The sequence below is a fragment of the Comamonas sp. NyZ500 genome (assembly GCF_016772095.1).
GTDB lineage: Bacteria > Pseudomonadota > Gammaproteobacteria > Burkholderiales > Burkholderiaceae_C > Comamonas > Comamonas thiooxydans.
In genome coordinates, this window is sequence record NZ_JAEIJE010000003.1 from 38449 (window position 1) to 58543 (window position 20095).

19 protein-coding genes are annotated in these 20095 nt (G+C 61.9%); 7 read left to right on the top strand and 12 right to left on the bottom strand.

The features are described 5' to 3' along the window. Position 1: 1 nt before the first annotated feature. Complete coding sequence (locus JAO85_RS05895) at positions 2-967, bottom strand: intradiol ring-cleavage dioxygenase (protein ID WP_237734740.1); 966 nt, start codon at positions 965-967, stop codon at positions 2-4. Between the two features lie 339 nt (positions 968-1306). Here JAO85_RS05895 and JAO85_RS05900 point away from each other — a divergent pair, with 339 nt between their 5' ends. From JAO85_RS05900 to JAO85_RS05920, 5 genes are all read left to right on the top strand, one after another. After that, a complete protein-coding gene (locus JAO85_RS05900; RefSeq protein WP_003068127.1) occupies positions 1307-2422 on the top strand; it encodes a TRAP transporter substrate-binding protein in 1116 nt (371 codons plus the stop codon). Between the two features lie 113 nt (positions 2423-2535). Then, on the top strand, positions 2536-3108 hold the full coding sequence (locus JAO85_RS05905; protein WP_003068125.1) for a TRAP transporter small permease subunit: 573 nt from the start codon (positions 2536-2538) through the stop codon (positions 3106-3108). After that, positions 3105-5042 (top strand): TRAP transporter large permease subunit, encoded by a 1938-nt coding sequence (locus JAO85_RS05910; protein ID WP_202787683.1) that lies wholly within the window; start codon positions 3105-3107, stop codon positions 5040-5042. The genes JAO85_RS05905 and JAO85_RS05910 overlap by 4 nt, the downstream gene beginning before the upstream one ends. Before the next feature lie 220 nt (positions 5043-5262). After that, complete coding sequence (locus JAO85_RS05915) at positions 5263-7047, top strand: NAD(P)/FAD-dependent oxidoreductase (RefSeq protein WP_202787684.1); 1785 nt, start codon at positions 5263-5265, stop codon at positions 7045-7047. Between the two features lie 176 nt (positions 7048-7223). Beyond that, on the top strand, positions 7224-7793 hold the full coding sequence (locus JAO85_RS05920) for a hypothetical protein (protein WP_202787685.1): 570 nt from the start codon (positions 7224-7226) through the stop codon (positions 7791-7793). A gap of 18 nt (positions 7794-7811) precedes the next feature. On the opposite strand, the gene JAO85_RS05925 is transcribed toward JAO85_RS05920, so the two are convergent. The 6 genes from JAO85_RS05925 to pyrC all read right to left on the bottom strand — a co-directional run bounded on the left by JAO85_RS05925 (position 7812) and on the right by pyrC (position 13042). Further along, positions 7812-8606 (bottom strand): oxepin-CoA hydrolase, alternative type, encoded by a 795-nt coding sequence (locus JAO85_RS05925; RefSeq protein ID WP_202787686.1) that lies wholly within the window; start codon positions 8604-8606, stop codon positions 7812-7814. Between the two features lie 86 nt (positions 8607-8692). Next, a complete protein-coding gene (locus JAO85_RS05930) occupies positions 8693-9061 on the bottom strand; it encodes a YXWGXW repeat-containing protein (RefSeq protein WP_003068115.1) in 369 nt (122 codons plus the stop codon). Positions 9062-9185: 124 nt separating this feature from the next. Further along, entirely contained in the window at positions 9186-10058 is an 873-nt protein-coding gene (gene htpX / locus JAO85_RS05935; RefSeq protein ID WP_003068113.1) for a protease HtpX, read from the bottom strand. A gap of 73 nt (positions 10059-10131) precedes the next feature. Beyond that, positions 10132-10950, bottom strand: a complete 819-nt coding sequence (locus JAO85_RS05940) for a DUF3025 domain-containing protein (RefSeq protein ID WP_202787687.1) — start codon at positions 10948-10950, stop codon at positions 10132-10134. Between the two features lie 14 nt (positions 10951-10964). Next, positions 10965-11846 (bottom strand): NYN domain-containing protein, encoded by an 882-nt coding sequence (locus JAO85_RS05945; protein ID WP_202787688.1) that lies wholly within the window; start codon positions 11844-11846, stop codon positions 10965-10967. 149 nt (positions 11847-11995) lie between these two features. Next, positions 11996-13042: a dihydroorotase gene (gene pyrC / locus JAO85_RS05950; RefSeq protein ID WP_034362813.1), complete on the bottom strand. Its 1047-nt coding sequence runs from the start codon at positions 13040-13042 to the stop codon at positions 11996-11998. Between the two features lie 129 nt (positions 13043-13171). On the opposite strand from pyrC, the gene JAO85_RS05955 reads away from it, so the two are divergent. After that, the gene (locus JAO85_RS05955; protein WP_202787689.1) at positions 13172-14278 is read left to right on the top strand and encodes an ornithine cyclodeaminase; all 1107 of its coding nucleotides are present in this window, start codon (positions 13172-13174) and stop codon (positions 14276-14278) included. 13 nt (positions 14279-14291) lie between these two features. Beyond that, positions 14292-15245 carry an arginase gene (gene rocF / locus JAO85_RS05960; protein WP_012839878.1) on the top strand — a complete coding sequence of 318 codons (954 nt, stop codon included), beginning with the start codon at positions 14292-14294 and terminating at the stop codon, positions 15243-15245. 77 nt (positions 15246-15322) lie between these two features. Here the strand turns inward: rocF and JAO85_RS05965 are convergent, their stop codons facing one another. The 5 genes from JAO85_RS05965 to JAO85_RS05985 all read right to left on the bottom strand — a co-directional run bounded on the left by JAO85_RS05965 (position 15323) and on the right by JAO85_RS05985 (position 20023). Then, positions 15323-16060: an amino acid ABC transporter ATP-binding protein gene (locus JAO85_RS05965; RefSeq protein WP_003068099.1), complete on the bottom strand. Its 738-nt coding sequence runs from the start codon at positions 16058-16060 to the stop codon at positions 15323-15325. 143 nt (positions 16061-16203) lie between these two features. Further along, a complete protein-coding gene (locus JAO85_RS05970; protein ID WP_003068096.1) occupies positions 16204-16875 on the bottom strand; it encodes an amino acid ABC transporter permease in 672 nt (223 codons plus the stop codon). A 1-nt stretch (position 16876) separates the two neighbouring features. After that, entirely contained in the window at positions 16877-17629 is a 753-nt protein-coding gene (locus tag JAO85_RS05975) for an amino acid ABC transporter permease (RefSeq protein WP_003068095.1), read from the bottom strand. A 113-nt stretch (positions 17630-17742) separates the two neighbouring features. Then, the gene (locus JAO85_RS05980) at positions 17743-18642 is read right to left on the bottom strand and encodes a transporter substrate-binding domain-containing protein (protein WP_003051113.1); all 900 of its coding nucleotides are present in this window, start codon (positions 18640-18642) and stop codon (positions 17743-17745) included. Between the two features lie 430 nt (positions 18643-19072). Continuing rightward, a complete protein-coding gene (locus JAO85_RS05985; protein WP_039050033.1) occupies positions 19073-20023 on the bottom strand; it encodes a LysR substrate-binding domain-containing protein in 951 nt (316 codons plus the stop codon). Between the last annotated feature and the right edge of the window lie 72 nt (positions 20024-20095).

The following is a 20095-nucleotide window of genomic DNA, read 5'->3' on the forward strand; positions in this document are numbered from 1 at the left end:
TTCAGGTGCCGGGCGGAGGTGGCGGCATCATGCCCGGGCTCGGCGGCCGCATGCCGCCGGGCCGCCCCGGACCTCCTGGTCCACCCGGGCCGCCAGGCGGCATGGAGCCCTTGACCTGGCAGAGCTTGTCGGCACTGTCGCTGCGCACCACCACGGTCTTCGATGCCAGCATCACCCCTCCCAGGTTCTGCACATCGAAGACATAAGGCGTCTTATCCGGCTCCTGCCCGACCACGTTGTCCACATCCAGGCGGGTATCGGGCTGGCCCTTGTCCTTGTAAAGCGGCGCCTGCGCAAAGATCTCGCTGTTGAGCGCATCGCTGAACAACAACTGGCTGGTCAGCCACGATGCAGCGCTGTCCGCCGGGTCGTAGCTGCCTTGCAGAATGCGAAAGTGCACATGCACGGCACGGCCGCGATACCAGCCGGGGTAACAGCTGTCGAAGCGCGCCACGCCATTGCCGTCGGTACGCTGATAGCCGCGAAAGAACTGCTTGTTCACATCGGCGGCATCGTTGTTGCACATACGGTGAATCTGGCCCGAGTAACCGCCCGTGTGATTGGTATGCCAGATCTCCACAATCGTGCCCGCCACCGGCTCACAGCGCTCGTTGACCACGCGGATCTGCATATGCAGCGGCAGGCCATCCCAGCCATCGCTGACATCCATGCGCTCGGGCGACAGCGTGTGGCAGGGGCCTATGGTGGCCTCGCAGGTCAGGCGGCAACCGCCCGCCAACCCGGCACCGGCAAACGGGTTGATGCTGCGCACTGCAGCTGTGATGGCAGCCGTACCACCGCTGAGCCATGGAGCAGCGGCTTGCCCCCCACTCCTCACCGACTGCGCAGCGGGAGCTGCGCAGCCGAGCAGGGGAATGACGGGCAGCGCCCCCAGTACAGCACCGGAATGCTGCAGCCAATGCCTGCGGGTAAGCGGTGGGAAAGAGTCGGAGGATGAATGGGACATGGAGCTTGGGCATCAAGTCAGACTGACTGCATGCTAGTGCACGGCCAGGCATTCAGGCGCTTGCCTTGCGAGCTTTACCGCAACGATACATCCACGCAGAGCCCCCCAAATTACCCTTAACCGGCAGATCTCCAACACTACCAAACACTCACCAATCCATAGCAATCACCACTTTAACTTCGGGCGTAATCGTTTGATTTCACTAAGAAAAAATCAAAACTTCAAGCCGCCAACCGCCCATCAAATCTGGTGTTAACCCTCTGCGCCGGCCTGTCACTCGCTTCAAAGATGCATGCACTGGCGGAAGGCCAGGATAACCACCATGAGGAGATGAAGTAGATGACACAGGAGACCCAGAAAACCGGCCGCCGCAACCTACTCAAAGGTGCCGCGGTGGCTGCTTCCGCCATGTCCGTGCCCATGATAAGCACGGCACAGACCACGTCCTGGCGCTTTCAAAGTACCTGGCCGGCCAAGGATATTTTTCACGAGTTTGCCCAGGACTTCGCGAAGAAAGTCAACGACATGACCGGCAACCGCCTCAAGATCGAGGTGCTGCCTGCCGGCTCCGTGGTGCCTGCATTCCAGTTACTGGATGCGGTATCCAAAGGCACGCTGGATGGCGGGCACGGCGTGATTGCGTACTGGTATGGCAAAAGCCAGGCCGTAGCGCTGTGGGGGTCCGGACCGGCCTTTGGCATGGATGCCAATATGGTGCTGGCCTGGCACAACTATGGCGGAGGCAAGGAGTTGCTGGACGAGATCTACGGCGGCCTGAAAATGGACGTGGTCTCCAAACTCTACGGCCCCATGCCGACCCAGCCGCTGGGCTGGTTCAAGAAACCCGTGGCCAAGGTGGAGGACCTGAAGGGACTGAAATTCCGCACCGTCGGCCTTGCCGTGGATGTGTTTACGGAGATGGGTCTGGCAGTGAACCCGCTGCCTGCCGGTGAGATCGTTCCAGCCCTGGATCGCGGCCTGCTGGATGCCGCCGAGTTCAACAATGCATCCAGCGACCGCGTGCTGGGCTTTCCGGATGTGACCAAGAACTGCATGCTGCAAAGCTTTCACCAGTCGAGTGAGCAGTTCGAGGTGCTGTTCAACAAGACCAAGTTCAACGCCCTGCCGGCCGAGATCAAGTCCATCATCGAGTACGCCACCCAGGCCGCCAGCGCCGACATGAGCTGGAAGGCCACCGACCGCTATGCCAAGGACTATGCAGAGATGCAGTCCAAGCAAGGCGTGAAGTTCTACAAGACACCCGACGCCATCCTGCGCGCCCAACTGGCCGCCTGGGACAAGGTGACATCCAAGAAGGCCGCCGAGAACCCCATGTTCAAGCGGGTGATGGACTCCATGCGCACGTTTGCCCAGCGCAGCGGGCGCTGGCAAAACGATACCGACCTCGACTTCAAGATGGCCTGGAACCACTATTTCGCGCAAAAGCGCAGTTGATTGCGGCACGGCGCAGCCCAGAAGGGGCTGCGCCTGCCTGCCTCCCGTAGTCCCGCCCCGGCAGGCGGGCATCTCCTCTTCGCACCTCGCTGCCTCACGCAGCGGAGACTGCCATGCAAAAAATTCTGCTTGCTGTCGATGCGTTCTCGACCTTTATCGGCAAGGTGGCGGCCTGGGCCGTGGTGCTGCTGACAATGCTGATCAGCTGGGAGGTGTTCTCCCGCTATGCACTGAACAAACCTCACGCCTGGGTGCTGGACGCACAGATCATGCTCTACGGCACCATGTTCATGCTGGCCGGCGCCTACACCCTGTCCAAGAACGGCCATGTACGCGGCGATGTCCTCTACGGCTTCTTCAGCCCGCGTGCGCAGGCTGCCGTGGATCTGTGCCTGTACATCCTGTTCTTCCTGCCTGGCGTGCTGGCCCTGACATGGGCCGGATGGACCTATGCCCACGAATCGCTGGACATTCGCGAGCAGACCTTCTCTGCCCATCCGTTGCCGCTGTATCCATTCAAATTCATGATTCCGCTGGCCGGTGGCGTACTGCTGCTTCAGGGCCTGGCTGAGATCGCGCGCTGCATGCTGTGCCTGCGCGACGGCCAATGGCCCCGCCGCGGCGCAGACGTGGAAGAAGTGGATGTGGAAAAGCTCAAGGAAATGGTGCAGGAGGGCAAAGCATGAAGATGCGCAAGGAACTGTGGTTCGGCTTTTCCATCATGGCCCTGGTCGTGCTCTCGGCCATCGTGCTGCTGCTGGGCGTAGAAAACATCACCAACGGCCATTTGGGCCTGCTGATGCTGTCACTGGTGGTGGTTGCCATCATGCTGGGCTTTCCCACGGCCTTCACGCTGATGGGCATGGGCATGATCTTCACCTGGCTGGCCTATGAGCGCGATACCACACGCACACTGGATTTGATGGTGCAGTCGGCCTACAAGAGCATGACCAATGACGTGCTCATCGCCATCCCCCTTTTTGTCTTCATGGGCTATCTGGTTGAGCGCGCCAACCTGATCGAAAAGCTGTTCAAAAGCATGCACCTGGCCATGGCCCGCGTGCCGGGCTCGCTTGCTGTGGCCACGCTGGTGACCTGCACCGTGTTTGCCACCGCCACCGGCATTGTGGGTGCCGTGGTCACGCTCATGGGCCTGCTGGCACTGCCCACCATGCTGCGTGCCGGCTACAGCACGTCCATGGCCGCAGGGGCCATCACGGCGGGTGGCTGCCTTGGCATCTTGATACCGCCTTCGGTGCTGCTGATTCTCTATGGCGCGACAGCAGGCGTTTCCGTCGTCCAGTTGTATGCCGGCGCTTTCTTCCCTGGCCTGATGCTTGCCGGCCTGTACGTGGGCTATGTGATTCTCATGGCCAAGATCAAGCCGGCCTGGGCACCACCGCTGTCAGCCGCCGAGCGCCAGGTAGCTCTACCGCCCCTGACGCGCGAGCTGCCCGCCACCGCTCAGCAATACGCCCCCATGCGCCTGCTGACCGCACTCAAAGGCCAGCGCAATGCACAGGTTCCCACGGGCTATCTGCTGCGCCAGCTGGCCGTGGTGGTTCTGCCCGGAATGCTGTTCCTGCTGCTGGCTGCCAGCAGCTGGCAGGCAGTGACGACGCCGAAGGTGCAGGAACAGTTCGAGATCCAGCCCATAGGCATGGAAAGCGGCAGCTCCTCCAGCTCCGGCACTGGCCTTGCCGAGCCGCCCATAGAAGGTGGCTTGCAGGAACCACCCACAGAAGGAGGGCTGCAGGAGCCGCCCGGCTCAGAGTCCTCCGCCCCGGTGGCAGCAACGGCGCCGGCAGAGCCTGAAACAGGCAGCAACGCACCGGGCGTGCCTGCTGCCAGCCAGGCTGAAACCCAGCCAGCCCCCACCTGGTGGTGGATTGGCTTTGCACTGCTGGGGACCTGCACCGCACTGTTTTATCTGTTTCTGAGTTTTGCGCGGCTGGAAATCTTCAAGATGCTGCTGGGCTCGTTCTTTCCGCTGGTGGTGCTGATCCTGACCGTACTCGGCTCCATTGTCTTTGGCCTGGCCACGCCGACCGAAGCGGCTGCCATGGGCGCCTTGGGCGGCTTTGTGCTTGCCGCTGCCTACAAGCGCCTGAGCATCGATGTCGTCAAGGAGTCCGTGTACCTGACCGCCAAGACCTCGGCCATGGTCTGCTGGCTGTTTGTGGGCTCGGCCATTTTCTCCGCCGCCTTTGCATTGCTGGGCGGGCAGGAGCTGATAGAGCGCTGGGTGCTGTCCATGAACCTCAGCAAGATAGAGTTCATGATCCTCTCTCAGGTCGTGATCTTTCTGCTGGGCTGGCCGCTGGAATGGACGGAGATCATCGTCATCTTCATGCCCATCTTCATCCCTCTGCTCAACCACTTTGGCGTTGACCCGCTGTTCTTCGGCCTGCTGGTGGCGCTGAATCTGCAGACGGCCTTCCTCTCGCCGCCCGTGGCCATGTCCGCCTTCTACCTCAAGGGGGTGGCACCGCCTTCGGTGACGCTCAACCAGATCTTCGTGGGCATGATGCCCTTCATGGGTATACAAATCCTGGCCATCGTGCTGCTCTACATCTGGCCGCAGATCGGTCTGTGGCTGCCGCAACTGCTCTACAAATAACAAAAGGCCACCAGCACATCACTATCAAATGCATAGCTGGCTGCGCTTGTTACATAGCAACTTCGTGTTCAAAGAGATGAGAACATGAGCTGTATCAAGCGCAAACCGCTATCTTCCTAGAAGCGATAAGCACAACAAAAGCCGAGGTCACCATGGCCTTGTCGCGCAGTCATCAGGTCTTTGCCGTACCATCCAGACCCTTGCTTGATAGGTACAAGCCATGATCCGGATCGCAGAACTCAAACTCCCTCTCTCGGCGGTTGAATACCACCCCGAGAACCACACCGAATACCAGCCCACGGACAAGCTCACGCAGCTCGCGGCCGAGCGCCTGGGAATTGCGGCCGCCGCCATTGCCAAGCTGCATGTGCACAAGCGCAGCTTCGATGCGCGCAAGGCGGAGTTGCTGGCCGTCTACATCGTCGACATCACGCTGGCCGACGAGGGCCAGGAGGCCGCGCTGCTGACGCAGTTTGCCGACCATCCCCATGTCAACCCGACGCCAGACATGAGCTGGAAACCCGTGGGCCAGGCCCCGGCCGATCTGGATGAGCGCCCCGTGGTCGTGGGCTTTGGCCCCTGCGGCATGTTTGCCGGGCTGGTTCTGGCCCAGATGGGCTTCAAGCCCATCGTGCTGGAGCGCGGCAAGACCGTGCGCGAGCGCACCAAGGACACCTGGCGGCTGTGGCGCAAGCGCGAGCTGACGCCCGAGTCCAATGTGCAGTACGGCGAAGGCGGCGCCGGCACCTTCTCCGACGGCAAGCTCTACAGCCAGATCAAGGACCCTCGCCATCTGGGCCGCAAGGTGCTGACCGAGTTCGTGACCTATGGCGCGCCGCCCGAAATTCTCTACGCGGCTCACCCCCACATCGGCACTTTCAAGCTGGTCAAGCTGGTCGAGGGCATTCGCGAGGAAATCGTGCGCCTGGGCGGCGAAATCCGCTTCGAGCAGCGCGTGACCGATGTACAGATCGAAGAAGTCGACGGCCAGCGCCAGCTGGTCGGCCTGCAGGTGCTCGACCAGGCCACGGGCCAAAGCTATGCATTGCCCACCCATCATGCAGTGATGGCTCTGGGTCACAGCTCGCGCGACACTTTTGCCATGTTCTACGAGCGCGGCGTAGCCATGGAGGCCAAGCCCTTCTCCGTGGGCTTTCGCATCGAGCATCCGCAAAGCGTGATCGACCGCGCCCGCTGGGGCAAGGATGCCGGCCACCCGCTGCTGGGCGCTGCCGACTACAAGCTGGTGCACCATGCCAAAAATGGCCGCGCCGTCTACAGCTTCTGCATGTGCCCGGGCGGCACCGTGGTGGCAGCGACCAGCGAACCCGGGCGCGTCGTCACCAACGGCATGAGCCAGTATTCGCGCGCCGAGCGCAATGCCAATGCCGGCATGGTCTGCGCCATCAGCCCCGAGGACTACCCGCAAGACGCCGAGAGCTTTGCCTGGGCCTTTGACGGCAAGACCTTTGGCGTTGAAAAGCAGCAAAAAGGCGAGCATCACCCGCTTTCCGGCGTTGTGCTGCAGCGCCAGCTGGAGTCCAGGGCCTATGTGCTCGGCGGCCAGAACTACAGTGCGCCCGGCCAGCTCGTGGGCGACTTTGTGACTGGCAAGCCCTCCACCGAGTTTGGCGAAGTTCAGCCCTCCTACAAGCCCGGCATCAGCCTCGGCGATCTGCACCAGGCCCTGCCCGCCTATGCGATCGAAGCCATGCGCGAGGCCCTGCCCGCCTTTGGCAAGAAGATTCGCGGCTACGACATGAAGGATGCGGTGCTGACCGGTGTGGAAACCCGCACCTCGTCCCCGGTCAAGATCGGCCGCGGCGCCGACTTCCAGAGCGACAACACGCGTGGTCTGTACCCGGCCGGTGAAGGTGCGAGTTACGCGGGCGGCATTCTGTCGGCCGGTGTGGACGGCATCAAGGTCGGCGAAGCAGTTGCGGCCGCGATTCTCGGCGTAGAGGTACCCTCCTCGGGCGCGCGCGGCTCGGGCGGCGCGCTGTAAGCAACGCGGCAGCGGCCTCTTTGTGTGCCCCAGGCATGGCTGCCCCGCAGCTGGCTGCCTTTAAGGGGCACGAGCACACCGCTGGTCATGGCTTTTACAAGTTTTGGGACGCTGACTGACATGGTCCAGGGCCTGGCATCGCTACGCTGGGGACTTCATCGCATGCCAGCGTCATCATGAAATCTCTGCGACTCGCCCCTGCCTCTGCCACCCTGGGACTGGCCTGCTGGCTGGCTACCGCCAGTGCCGGCGCACAAACCAGTGATCCCGCTGCCGCGGCGGACAAGAGCGCCGACAAGCCCTCGGCGCTCTCGGGCTGGATGTTCGGCTACGCCCCGCTGGACTGGCATTTCTCCGATGCCAAGAAGGAAAACGATTTCGAGCCCGACGAACAAAAGCACGCCTATGTCTGGCTGATCCAGGCCGAGAAGGAGCTGGACGAACGCCATATCGCAGGCTTTGCCTATTTCAGGAATTCATTCGGTCAGCCCAGCCAGTACGCCTATTACGGCTGGCGCTTCAGGCCGTTTGACAGCGTGCCAGGCCTTTTCTTCAAGGTCACGGGCGGCATCATTCACGGCTACAAGTTTCCGTACAACAAGAAGATCCCGTTCAACAACCGGCATGGCTGGGGCATCACGGCCATTCCGGCCGTGGGCTACGACTTCAACAGCAACTGGGGCGCCCAGATCAACGTCCTTGGCAACGCCGGCGTGATGTTCCAGCTCAACTACACGGTTCGCTAGGCCGTCGGGAACGACCTGTCAGGCTCCGCGCAGCCTGGCAAAGTCGGGCGCACGCTTTTCCAGAAAGGCCGCAATGCCTTCGCGAGACTCCTCGCTGCCCTGGGCCTCGACCATATGGTCGGCCTCCAGCGCCAGCTGCTGCTCCAGGCTGTGGCGGTGGGCCACCCGACACAGCGCCTTGATTCGCGCAGTCGCCACTTCCGGCCCCTGGGCCAGTTGCCGCGCCAGCTCCAGCGCTTGGGCCAGGGCCTGGCCCGGCTCCGTCAAGCGGTTGACGCAGCCATACGCATGCATGCGCTCGCCGCTGATGCGCTCACCCGTCAGGCAGAGCTCGGTCAGCAACTGACGGGACATGAACTCGGCCAGAAACGAGGTCGCGCCACCGTCGGGGGTGAGACCGACCTTCACATAGGCCACCGAGAAAACCGCCGACCTTGCCGCCACCAGCATGTCGCAGGCCATGGCCAGCGACAGGCCCGCACCTGCGGCAGCGCCTTCCACCGCCGCGATCACGGGCTTGGGGCAGTCGCGTATGGCACGCATCAGATGGTTGAGATCCTCGAGCCTGAGGCGGCGCTTGGCCAGCGGCATCTCGCGCCTCGTTGCCAGCTGGTTCAGATCGCCGCCAGCGCAGAAATGACCGCCCTCGCCCGTCAGAATCACGGCGGCCACCGAGGCATCGGTGCCGGCCGCACGCAGCGCTTCCATGACCGCGTGGTAATACTCGGGCGACAGCGCATTGCGCGCTGCCTGGTTGTTGTTGGAGAGGATGAGAACAGCGCCTTCGCGGCGGGTGACAAGAGCAGGATTCACGGCAAACCTCCTGCATCCGACTCTAGCGATACAGGCACGGCCCGCCTAGCGGGCGGATGCCCTCTCTTGTCACCTAGCGGACGCCCTCAGCGGCGCGGTCCCCAATGGCCGCCGCCATGATGCCAGCCGCCAGGACCATGATTCCACCCACCCTCATGCCAGCCATAGCCGGGACGTGGCGGCATGGCCCAGCGGCCGGGACGCCAGTTGTAGCGCCCGCCGCCCCAGCCCCAGGAGCCGCCGATCCAGACATAGGCCGGCGAGGGAGCCACCGGGATCACCTCGTTGATCAGGGGAGGCGGGGCCATGGGTGCATAGACGTCGCCCGCAACCACCTCGGTTCCATAAGCCGGATAGGCCGGGGCCACCACGCAGCCCGTAAGCAGGGCAGCGGAGCCGCCCAGCAGCAAGACCGGCAGCAGTCGGCGGGTCATGGTTTGAGAGATGAAGGACATCACAACTCCTGAAAGTCCGGGGACATGTATATGCTCCTACAACGCAAAAGCCCCTGCCGGTTGTTGACAGGGGCTTGTGAAGCAGCGGTAAAGACCGGCTACTGCCGTTTACACATGCGTACGCTTAGCGGGCGTTCTGCAGTGCAGCAATGCGCTGCTCGATGGGCGGGTGGGTAGAGAACAGCTGGCCGATGCCACCGGCAATGCCCATGGCCGCCACGCTCTTGGGCAGCTCGCCCGGATGCATTCCGCCCAGACGGGCCAGCGCATTCATCATGGGCTGCTTGCGCCCCATGAGCTGGGCAGCACCCGCGTCGGCACGGAACTCGCGCTGGCGCGAGAACCAGGCCACGATCATGGCGGCGACAAAGCCCAGCAGGATATCCAGCACCACGGTGGTGATCATGTAACCGATGCCGGGGCCGGAGCTTTGCTCGTCGTTGCGGCGCAGGAAGGAGTCGACCGCATAGCCGATCACGCGCGAGAGGAAGACCACAAAGGTGTTCATCACGCCCTGGATCAGCGTCATGGTCACCATGTCGCCATTGGCGATGTGGGCCACTTCGTGACCGATCACGGCCTCGACCTCTTCACGGGTCATGCCTTCGAGCAGACCTGTGGACACGGCCACCAGGGCCGAGTTCTTGAAAGCGCCGGTCGCAAAGGCGTTGGGCTCGCCCTCATAGATGCCGACCTCGGGCATGCCGATGCCAGCCTTTTCGGCAAAGCCGCGCACGGTGTTGACGATCCAGGCCTCATCGGCGTTGCGCGGCTCGTTGATGACCTGCACACCCGATGTCCACTTGGCCATGGGCTTGGAGATCAGCAGCGAGATGATGGCGCCGCCAAAGCCCATGATAAAGGCAAAGCCCAGCAGGGCGCCCAGATTGAGGCCGTTGGCAGTGAGGTAGCGGTTGACGCCCAGCAAGCTGGCGACGATGCCCAATACCGCCACCACGGCGATATTGGTCAGTAGAAATAAGGCAATACGTTTCATCGAGGGTGTACTCCACACAGGGGACAAAATGACCAGAACCCCTGAGGCACCGCCTGTGCAGGGCGAATGCTCATCAAGCCAGTTCTCTTTCTGGCAGTACCCGTTGTTGTGTTGTTTGTGCGGTACGTGGGGCTCGGAAAACTAGAGAGTCATCATAGAAGGAAAAGTTCTGGTTTTGCAGGCACCAGTCCGGGATTCCCAATATGGGAATTGGTAGATAGGGCTTGCTGGCCAGATTGCAAGACTGGGTCCGCAACTGATGGTCCAGCCAGCCGTCTGCCTCGGCCAGCGATGCCAGGCGCGGCGCCTGCTCCAGCGGCACGCAGATCACATGCGCCGTGATGGCCTTGCGCGGCTGAACCAGCTTTTCCAGCAGGGCATGGCCTATGGGCAGGAAGCGCGCCTGCTCCCACAGCGCACGCCGGGTCACAAACAGCTCCTGCCAGCGCTTGTCGCGCAGCGCATCGCACAGGGCCTGCGGCGCCAGCAGCAAGCCGCCGTTCTCGTCCAGCACCGTGATCGAATCGCGCAGGCGCCCGCGCTGCGCCCCCACACCCTGGCGCGCGATCTCGGCCGCCTGCAATGCATTGAGCCGTTGCTTGAGCAGCGGCCAGTGCAGCCAGATCAGGCCGTTGAAGAAGTCATGCAGATTGTCGCGCGTGGGAATGCTGCGCCGGCTGTGGATGAATGCCTCATAGGCCTGGCCGGCAGGCAGCTGCAGCTGATCGACGAACTGCCAGCCCGGCAGCAGTCCTTGGGCGGCAGCCACCTCCTGCAAGGCCCGGGCCACGCCGGCACCGCCCAGCACCCGGTCATGAACCTGGCGGCCCAGCGCCTGCAGCGGTGCCAGCCAGGGCGCCTGCCAGTCAATGGCCCAATCCACTGACTGCATTGCGGCTGGCTGCATCAAGGCAGCACCTCGTCCTGATGCCCACGCAGATCGCGCACCGCCACCCTGGCCGTGCCCTCGTCACGCAGCTCGAACACCTGGGTCGCAGCCATGAGCTTGGTCAGCGAGGCATAGCCATAGTTGCGCGCATCAAACGACAACTTGTTGCCGATATGCGTGCCCACCGCAGCCACACGTGCCCAGCCAGCTTCGTCCTGCGTGGCCTTGACGGCATCGCGCAGCATGGCAATGAGCTGCCTGTCTTCCTTGAGCATGTGCGAAGGCACGCGCAACGTGGTGCATGCCGGGGCCGCAGCGCCCGTGCCACCGGCCACCTTGCCATTGCTGACAGGGAGGGTCTGCTCGGATGGCTGGCTTGCCGCAGGCACTGCACGTGGAACTACCTCGGCCTCCAGTGCTTCGCGGCGTTCACTGCGGCTGACAATGCCGTCGCCGAGTTCCTTGAGCGCATCGAAATACAGAAAGCGCGAGCAGGCATTGACGAAAGCCCTGGGCGTCTGCTCCGCACCGAATCCATAGACCGCAGCGCCCTTGGCGCGCAAATGCATGACCAGCGGCGTGAAATCGGCGTCCGAGGAAACGATGCCGAAGGCATCGGGCTTTTCGGTATAGAGCAGCTCCATGGCATCCACCGTCATGGCCATATCGGTCGCGTTCTTGCCCTTGGAGTAGTCGAACTGCTGCATGGGCCGCACGGCGTACTCCAGCAGCTTGCTCTGCCAGCCGTGCAGACCGGCCTTGGTCCAGTTGCCATAGGCACGGCGAATATTGATCAGGCCGAAGGTGGACAGCTCGGTCAATATCTCGTCAATCATCTCCGCGGGCGCGTTGTCCGCATCGATCAGCAAGGCAATCCTGGGCTGGACATCGTTGGGCATGCAATCTCCTGAGCGCTGTTTGGCCAAGCCTAACCGAGGCCTTGCTCAAAGCCAAATTAAAAAAGGAGCAGCTTGTGCAACTCCTTTCTTGATTTCAGACCGAAAACACCTTTGATTCAAGTGAACACAGGCGCCTGCAGCTACTGTTTTTAATCCAGCATCTTCCAGGGCAGGGCTTCGCCAAAGCGCAACGGCTTGAGCTGCGCCCCTTCGCCGTATGCAAAGCTCACGGGCGGCGTCCAGCTTTCCTTGACCAGGGTGATGGTGTCGGTGTTGCGGGGCAGTCCGTAGAAGTCGGCGCCGTTGAAGGACGCAAAGGCTTCCAGTTTGTCGAGAGCCCCGACGCCGTCAAACACCTCGGCATACATCTCGATGGCGGCGTGGGCGCTGTAGCAGCCGGCGCAACCGGTCGCGGCTTCCTTCAGATGCGCTGCATGGGGTGCGCTGTCCGTGCCCAGGAAGAACTTGCTGCTGCCGCTGGTGGCGGCCTGCACCAGCGCCAGGCGATGGGTTTCGCGCTTGAGGACCGGCAGGCAATAGAAATGCGGGCGCACGCCGCCCAGGAAGATGGCGTTGCGGTTGAACAGCAGATGCTGGGGCGTGATGGTCGCAGCCAGGAAATCATCGGCCTCAGCCACGTACTCGGCGGCTTCCTTGGTCGTCACATGCTCCATGACGATCTTGAGCTCGGGGAAATCCTTGCGCAGAGGCTTGAGCTGCTGCTCGATGAACACGGCTTCACGGTCGAACAGGTCGATGCTCTGATCGGTGACTTCACCATGCACCAGCAGCACCAGGCCTTCGCGCTGCATGGCTTGCAGCGTCGGGTAGATCTTGCGCAGATCGGTCACGCCATGGTCGGAATTGGTCGTGGCACCTGCGGGGTACAGCTTGCAGGCCACCACGCCGGCCGCCTTGGCGCGCACAATTTCCTGAGGGCCCAGGTTGTCCGTCAGATACAGCGTCATCAGCGGCTGGAACTGGCTGCCTTCAGGCACGGCCGACAGAATGCGGGCGCGGTAGTCCGCAGCCATCTCCGCCGTGGTGACCGGGGGCTTGAGGTTGGGCATGATGATGGCACGGCCCATCTGGCGGGCAGTGTGCGGCACCACGCAGCGCATGGCATCGCCATCGCGCACATGCAAGTGCCAGTCATCGGGGCGGGTAATCGTGATGGTCTGAGTCATGGCCGATATTGTCCCATCTTCCCTGGCGGCAAGGCCGCACCCGACCCCGCAAGAGCAGTGCTCCCACGGCGGTCACAGGCTCTTCTCTCTGGCATTTGGCGCAAAAATCCTCAAAAATGAAGCCAAGGAGGAAGTCTCATGCCTGTTCCTCAAGCTCCGGCCGGTACACCATTCCGGACCGACTTTCTCAGCGCCAGCGACGCTGCCCGGCTGGTCGCGCGCGTCGGCATCACCCAGGTGCTGCGCCTGATCAGCCAAGCCCTCGAGGCCGACTTCGGCCGCTGGCAGGACTTCGACAAAAGCGCGCGCACCGCCGCCCATTCAGCCAGCGGCGTGATCGAGCTGATGCCGGTGGCCGATGCGCGGGACTACGCCTTCAAATACGTCAACGGCCACCCGCACAATCCGCGCCTGGGCCTGCCCACCGTGATGGCTTTCGGCGCGCTGGCCGATGTCGCCACCGGCATGCCTCGCTTTGTCAGCGAGCTGACGCTGACCACGGCCTTGCGCACCGCCGCCACATCCGCCATGGCTGCACGCCATCTGGCGCGCGCCGGCAACCGCAGCATGGCGCTGATCGGCAATGGCTCGCAAAGCGAATTCCAGGCTCTGGCCTTCATGGAGCTGCTGGGCGTGCGCGAGCTGCGCCTGTTCGACATCGACCCTGCGGCATCGCAAAAGCTGCTGCGCAACCTGCAGCCGTTCCTGCCCGGCTTTTGTGCCACGGCCATCGTCTGCACCAGCGTGCGGGACGCCGTGGCCGGCACGGACATCGTGACCACCGCCACCGCCGACAAGACCCGCGCCACCATCATCCCCGGACATTTGCTGGAGCCCGGCATGCATATCAATGCCGTGGGCGGTGATTGCCCCGGCAAGACCGAGTTCGATGCCAGCGCCCTGCAGCGTGCGCAGGTCTTTGTCGAGTACGAGCCGCAGACGCGCATCGAGGGCGAGCTGCAGCAAATGCCTGCCGACTTTGCCGTGACCGAGCTCTGGCGCGTGCTGCAGAAGCTGGCGCCGGGCCGGACATCGGATGCCCAGATCACCCTGTTCGACTCCGTGGGCTTCGCGCTGGAGGACTACTCGGCGCTGCGCACCATGCACAGCCTGGCACGAGGCGCGGGCCTGCTGTCACAGATCGAGCTGGTGCCGGAGCTCGCCGACCCCAAGGATCTGTTTGCCATGGTGAGACAGGCAGCCAGTCCCCAGATCATCAATCTTGCGGCCCGTAAGACGGCCTGAAGCGGAGCGGCTCATGGCATGCACATCGTCCACACTGATCGGTCTGCCCACCGATATCGGTGCCTCGCGCCTTGGCGCGGCCATGGGGCCCGATGCCCTGCGTGTGGCCCAGCTCGGTCCGGCGCTGCAACGGCTGGGTGTGCAGGTCAGCGATCTGGGCAATCTGAGCGGCCCCGCCAACCCGCGTGGCGCGCGCGATGCCCAGGGTCTGCGCAATCTGGCCGAATGCCTGAGCTGGAACCGGATCGCCCATGACGCGGTGCTGCAGGTGCTGCAGCAACACCGGCTGCCCATACTGCTGGGTGGCGACCATACGCTGGCCACAGGCTCCATCAGCGCCGTGGCCCGCCATTGCCGCGCCACGGGCAAGCAGCTGCGCGTGCTCTGGCTGGATGCCCACTCGGATTGCAACACCCCCGAAAGTTCGCCCACGGGCAATCTGCACGGCATGCCGGTTTCAAGCCTCTGCGGACTGGGACCGGCGGAACTGGCCTCGCTGTCGGGCACGACTCCCGCCCTGCCTGCCTCATCGTTCTGCCAGATCGGCCTGCGCAGCGTGGACGAGAGCGAAAAGCACATGATCCGAGAGCTGGGGCTGGAGGTCTACGACATGCGGGCCATTGACGAGCTGGGCATGCGTGAAGTGATGCGCCGCGCCCTGGTCAGCCTGCTGGGACGCAACGACAGAGACATCCATCTGCATCTGAGCTTTGACGTGGACTTTCTCGATCCTGACATTGCTCCCGGCACCGGCACGCCGGTACGCGGCGGCCCCACCTACCGCGAGGCCCAGCTGTGCATGGAAATGATTGCCGACTCCGGCCGTCTTGCCTCGCTGGACATTGTGGAGCTCAACCCGGCGCTGGACCTGCGCAACCAGACGGCGGAGCTGGTGGTGGATCTGGTGCAAAGCCTGTTTGGCCAGAGCACGCTGATGCGCGAGCCTCGCGGCGTGCTGCAATGCTGAGCGGCCGGTCTGGGTCTGGCGCGAGGCCATGAAAAAAGGCGCTCTTGCGAGCGCCTTTTTTCGGCTTGCCTGCAGCATCAATGCTGCAGGATCTTGTTGAGGAATTCCTTGGTACGCGGCTGGCGGTTTTCGGGATGGCCGAAGAACTCTTCCTTGCTGCAGTCCTCCAGAATCTTGCCGCCCACGTCCATGAAGATCACACGGCTTGCCACCTTGCGCGCAAATCCCATTTCATGGGTCACGCACATCATGGTCATGCCTTCGTTGGCCAGGCCCATCATCACGTCCAGCACTTCGCCCACCATTTCGGGATCCAGTGCCGAAGTGGGCTCGTCGAACAGCATCACGATGGGATCCATCGACAGCGCGCGCGCAATGGCCACGCGCTGCTGCTGACCGCCGGAGAGCTGGCCGGGAAACTTGTCCTTGTGAGCGGTCAGGCCCACGCGGTCCAGCATCTTGAGGCCACGGGTCTTGGCGTCGGCAGCACTGCGGCCCAGCACCTTCATCTGTGCGATGGTCAGGTTCTCCGTCACCGACAGGTGAGGGAACAGCTCAAAGTGCTGGAACACCATGCCCACGCGGCTGCGCAGCTTGGGCAGATTGGTCTTGGGATCGTGCACTGCCGTGCCGTCCACAAAGATCTCGCCCTTCTGGAAAGGCTCCAGCGCATTGATGGTCTTGATCAGCGTGGACTTGCCGGAGCCCGAAGGGCCGCACACCACCACCACCTCGCCCTTGTTGATATTGGTGGAGCAATCGGACAGCACCTGAAAGCTGCCGTACCACTTGGAAACGTTCTTGAGTTCAATCATTTTTCACTCCGACTTTTGTCAGTGATCCATCGCAGCGCCTGCAACGGGCTCGGTCAGGCCAGGGACGGCCAGCAAGGGCCGCCCCGCAGCCGAGGCCGTCGTCCCCCTTGAGGGGGAGGGCGCGAAGCGACTCAGGGGGTGTTTCATCGAATAATGGCAATCTTCTTGTGCAGACGCTTGACGAACCAAGACAGTGCAAAGCAGATCACAAAATAGGTCACGGCAGCCGCCAGATAGGATTCGATGGGTCGGCCGAAGTTCTTGCCGGCGATTTCGAAGCCCTTGAGCATGTCGTAGGCACCGATTGCATAGACCAGCGAGGTATCCTGAAACAGGATGATGGTCTGGGTCAGCAGCACGGGCAGCATGTTGCGGAAGGCCTGAGGCAGCACCACCAGACGCATGTTCTGACCATAGGTCATGCCCAGCGCCTGTCCGGCAAACACCTGTCCACGTGGAATGGACTGGATGCCGGCACGCATGATCTCAGAGAAATATGCTGCTTCAAACGCCACAAAGGTGATGATGGCCGAAGTCTCCGCACCGATGGGCTTGCCGATCAGCATGGGCATCAGCAGGAAGAACCACAGAATCACCATCACCAGCGGGATGGAGCGCATGCCGTTGACGTAGATGGTGGCAGGCAGGTCCAGCCACTTCTTGCCCGACAGGCGCATCAGCGCCAGCAAGGTGCCGAAGAAGATGCCGCCCAGCGTGGCGATCACGGTCAGGGACACGCTGAAATACAGTCCCTTCAGCACAAAGTTGCTGAACAGGTCCCACGAGAAAAACGACCAGTCGAGGTTGAGATTCATATCAGTGGCCTCCACCGCTGGCTGCAATCAGGCCGGGCACGCGAGAACGCTTCTCGATGAAGGCCATGATGCGGTTGATGATGAAGGCAGAAATCACATACAGACCTGTCACAGCCATATAAATTTCGACGCCGCGAGCCGTCTCTTCCTGGGCCTGCATGGCGAACATGGTCAGTTCGGCCACGGACACGGCAAACGCCACGGACGAGTTCTTGAACACGTTCATGGCCTCGCTGGTCAGCGGCGGAATGATGATGCGAAACGCCATCGGCAGCAGCACATAGCGGTAGGTCTGGAAGGTCGTGAAACCTACTGCCATGCCGGCGTAGCGCTGGCCCCGCGGCAAAGCCTGAATACCGGAGCGCACCTGCTCGGCAATACGCGCCGAGGTGAAGAAACCGATCGCAAACACCACCAGCACAAAGCCCGGCAGGGACTTCATTGCGGGGAAGATGGCCGGAACCACGTGGTACCAGATGAACACCTGGACCAGCAAGGGAATATTGCGGAACAACTCCACCCAGGCATTGCCCAGGCGCACTATCCACGGACGATCGGGCAAGGTACGCAAGGTACCGATGACTGCGCCCAGCACCAGAGCGATGACCAGCGACAGCAATGCCACCGACACGGTCCAGCCCCAGGCCGACATCATCCAATCCAGATAGGTGATGTCACCGTTCTTGCCAAAACAACTCTGCCCGACCTCTTGGGTAATGGTGTCCTGACAGAACACCTGCCAATCCCAACTCATACGAGCACCTCTTTCATTCTTGGTTTATGAGGGCAAACGCTCACACCGGCCCTCGCAACAAAAAAGCCCCTTCTAACCGCTTGGCAGAAGGGGCGGTACACCTATAGGCGGGATTACTTGACTTCGTAAGCTTCCATGGGCTTGTCGTTGGGGTGAGCCCACGCATCCTTGGTCGCTGCCGACAGTGGCAGACCCACCTTCACGTTGTTGGGAGGAATGGGCTGCAGGAACCACTTGTCGTACAGCTTGGTCAGAGAACCATCCTTGATCTGACGCACGATGGATTCGTCCACAGCCTTCTTGAAGGCGGGATCGTCCTTGCGCATCATGCAGGCGATGGGCTCCACCGACAGCACTTCACCCACGATCTTGTAATCGTTGGGAGCCTTGGACTTGGAAATATTGGCGGCCAGGATGGAGCCGTCCATGATGAAGGCATCGGCGCGGCCGGTTTCCAGCATCAGGAAACTGTCGGCGTGGTCCTTGCCCATGACTTCCTTGAAGGTCAGGCCGTCGGCGCGCTTGTTCTTGCGCAGGGTCTGCACGGAAGTCGTACCCGTCGTGGTCACGATGGTCTTGCCGTTCAGGTCCTTGATGCCGGTGATGCCGGAGTTGGCACGGGTGGCAATGCGCACTTCTTCCACATAGGTGGTGAAGGCAAAGGCTGCATCCTTCTGACGAGCCGTGTTGTTGGTAGTGGAGCCGCACTCGATGTCCACGGTGCCGTTCTGCACCAGAGGAATACGGTTTTGCGAGGTCACAGGCTGGTACTTCACTTCCAGCGCTGTCAGGCCCAGTTGCTTCTGGATGTCCTTGAGAATGCGCTCACCCATTTCGGTATGGAAGCCTACATATTTGCCATTGCCCAGCGTATAGCCCAGGCCGGACGATTCACGCACGCCCAGAGTGACGCTGCCGGTGGACTTGATCTTGGCCAAGGTGTCATTGGCCTGTGCAAACACGGTGCCAGTTGCCAGTGCGGTTACGGCGATGGCCAACAAATGCTTCTTCATACGGATCTCCTATTGGTAAGGACCAAAAACGCTTGCCACTCCTTAACGCATCGCCCTTTGTGAGGGTGGACAGGTTGCGTTAACAAATGTACTGCACACATTGTGCAGTCATGAAGATGGCTGAAATGCAATCATTTCTAAGACTTTTCCCGTAGGCAATTCAGGAAGGCAACCACCTACTTACCGCCTCAATCTTGTGTTGCAAAGCAGCACCTCTTTTTGTGCAAGCTGCGAACTCTAATGCTTTCGTGATTTCACAAGCCAATGCCGATGGCAAAAATCCTTATGCGCAACTTGCATATTCAGTATTAACCCGATGCATAACATTAGGGTTTTCACCAGTAAAACACCTGAAATCACGGCAAGCTGGTCACACAAGCAAAAAAAGGGCCAACTGGCCCTTTTGGAAGAAAAGCAACACTCGATCGGGTTACACAGCCTTGACCTCGCCACCCGCAATCTCGCCCTGCTCCTTGAGGAAGTTCCATAGCGCAGCCGCTCCTCCCTGAGGGGCATCGCCCGTGGGTTTTTCCCGATAGGCCCGCACTTCCATGTCCATCTGAAAACCGGTCACACCTTCCGGCACTGCACGCACCAGTCGACCGGACTCCAGCTCGCCGCGTACCGCGCTATAGGGCAAAAAGGCCACGCCATGACCTTCCAGCGCCATGGCCTTGAGGCCTTCGGCCATATCGGTTTCATAGACGCGCTCGAGGTGCACGGCCTCGGCCGCCTCCTTGAGGATCAGCTCCGTCACCCGCCCCAGATAAGCGCCAGCGGCATAGCCCAGGTATGGCAAGGGCTGGCCCTGGCGGCCGGGCAGGGCAAAGATGGGGTTGCCGTTCTCGTCCGGCTTGGAGTAGGGAGCCAGCACCTCATGCCCCAGGCTCACCATCTCATAGCGCGAAGGGTCCAGCTGGAAGGGCTGCGAAGAGTGGTAGTAAGCAATCAGCAGATCGCAGCCACCTTCCACGAGACGCATCACCGCGTCATGCACATTGAGTGCGAACAGACGGCTGCGGAAGGGGCCGAACTTCTCGTGCACGGCCGAAACCCAGTTCGGGAAGAACGTGAACGCCAAGGTATGCGGCACGGCAAAGCCCACCATGCCCTTGCCCGCACTGACGTGGGCACGCAACATGGTGCGGGTGCTCTGCAAGGACTGCAGTATCTCCAGCGCCTGCTCGTACATGGTCTTGCCTGCTGGCGTCAGTCGCGTCGGATACGAGCTTCTGTCGACCAGATCGGTTCCCGCCCAGGCCTCCAGCGCCTGGATGCGGCGCGAGAACGCAGGCTGCGTAACGTGGCGCAGCTGGGCCGAGCGGCTGAAACTGCGGGTTTCAGCAAGGCTGACAAAATCTTCAAGCCATTTGGTTTCCATAGACTCTCATTATCCGCTGCCCTGCACCAAAGCTGTGCAACGGAGGTAATCCTTGTTGGCTAGTAAACGGGA

Bases quoted from the DNA above. Each gene is read 5' to 3' on its own strand.
- JAO85_RS05895 (WP_237734740.1), bottom strand. From the start codon at position 967: ATGTCCCATTCATCCTCCGACTCTTTCCCACCGCTTACCCGCAGGCAT.
- JAO85_RS05900 (WP_003068127.1), top strand. From the start codon at position 1,307: ATGACACAGGAGACCCAGAAAACCGGCCGCCGCAACCTACTCAAAGGT.
- JAO85_RS05905 (WP_003068125.1), top strand. From the start codon at position 2,536: ATGCAAAAAATTCTGCTTGCTGTCGATGCGTTCTCGACCTTTATCGGC.
- JAO85_RS05910 (WP_202787683.1), top strand. From the start codon at position 3,105: ATGAAGATGCGCAAGGAACTGTGGTTCGGCTTTTCCATCATGGCCCTG.
- JAO85_RS05915 (WP_202787684.1), top strand. From the start codon at position 5,263: ATGATCCGGATCGCAGAACTCAAACTCCCTCTCTCGGCGGTTGAATAC.
- JAO85_RS05920 (WP_202787685.1), top strand. From the start codon at position 7,224: ATGAAATCTCTGCGACTCGCCCCTGCCTCTGCCACCCTGGGACTGGCC.
- JAO85_RS05930 (WP_003068115.1), bottom strand. From the start codon at position 9,061: ATGTCCTTCATCTCTCAAACCATGACCCGCCGACTGCTGCCGGTCTTG.
- htpX (WP_003068113.1), bottom strand. From the start codon at position 10,058: ATGAAACGTATTGCCTTATTTCTACTGACCAATATCGCCGTGGTGGCG.
- JAO85_RS05940 (WP_202787687.1), bottom strand. From the start codon at position 10,950: ATGCAGTCAGTGGATTGGGCCATTGACTGGCAGGCGCCCTGGCTGGCA.
- JAO85_RS05945 (WP_202787688.1), bottom strand. From the start codon at position 11,846: ATGCCCAACGATGTCCAGCCCAGGATTGCCTTGCTGATCGATGCGGAC.
- JAO85_RS05955 (WP_202787689.1), top strand. From the start codon at position 13,172: ATGCCTGTTCCTCAAGCTCCGGCCGGTACACCATTCCGGACCGACTTT.
- rocF (WP_012839878.1), top strand. From the start codon at position 14,292: ATGGCATGCACATCGTCCACACTGATCGGTCTGCCCACCGATATCGGT.
- JAO85_RS05965 (WP_003068099.1), bottom strand. From the start codon at position 16,060: ATGATTGAACTCAAGAACGTTTCCAAGTGGTACGGCAGCTTTCAGGTG.
- JAO85_RS05970 (WP_003068096.1), bottom strand. From the start codon at position 16,875: ATGAATCTCAACCTCGACTGGTCGTTTTTCTCGTGGGACCTGTTCAGC.
- JAO85_RS05975 (WP_003068095.1), bottom strand. From the start codon at position 17,629: ATGAGTTGGGATTGGCAGGTGTTCTGTCAGGACACCATTACCCAAGAG.
- JAO85_RS05980 (WP_003051113.1), bottom strand. From the start codon at position 18,642: ATGAAGAAGCATTTGTTGGCCATCGCCGTAACCGCACTGGCAACTGGC.
- JAO85_RS05985 (WP_039050033.1), bottom strand. From the start codon at position 20,023: ATGGAAACCAAATGGCTTGAAGATTTTGTCAGCCTTGCTGAAACCCGC.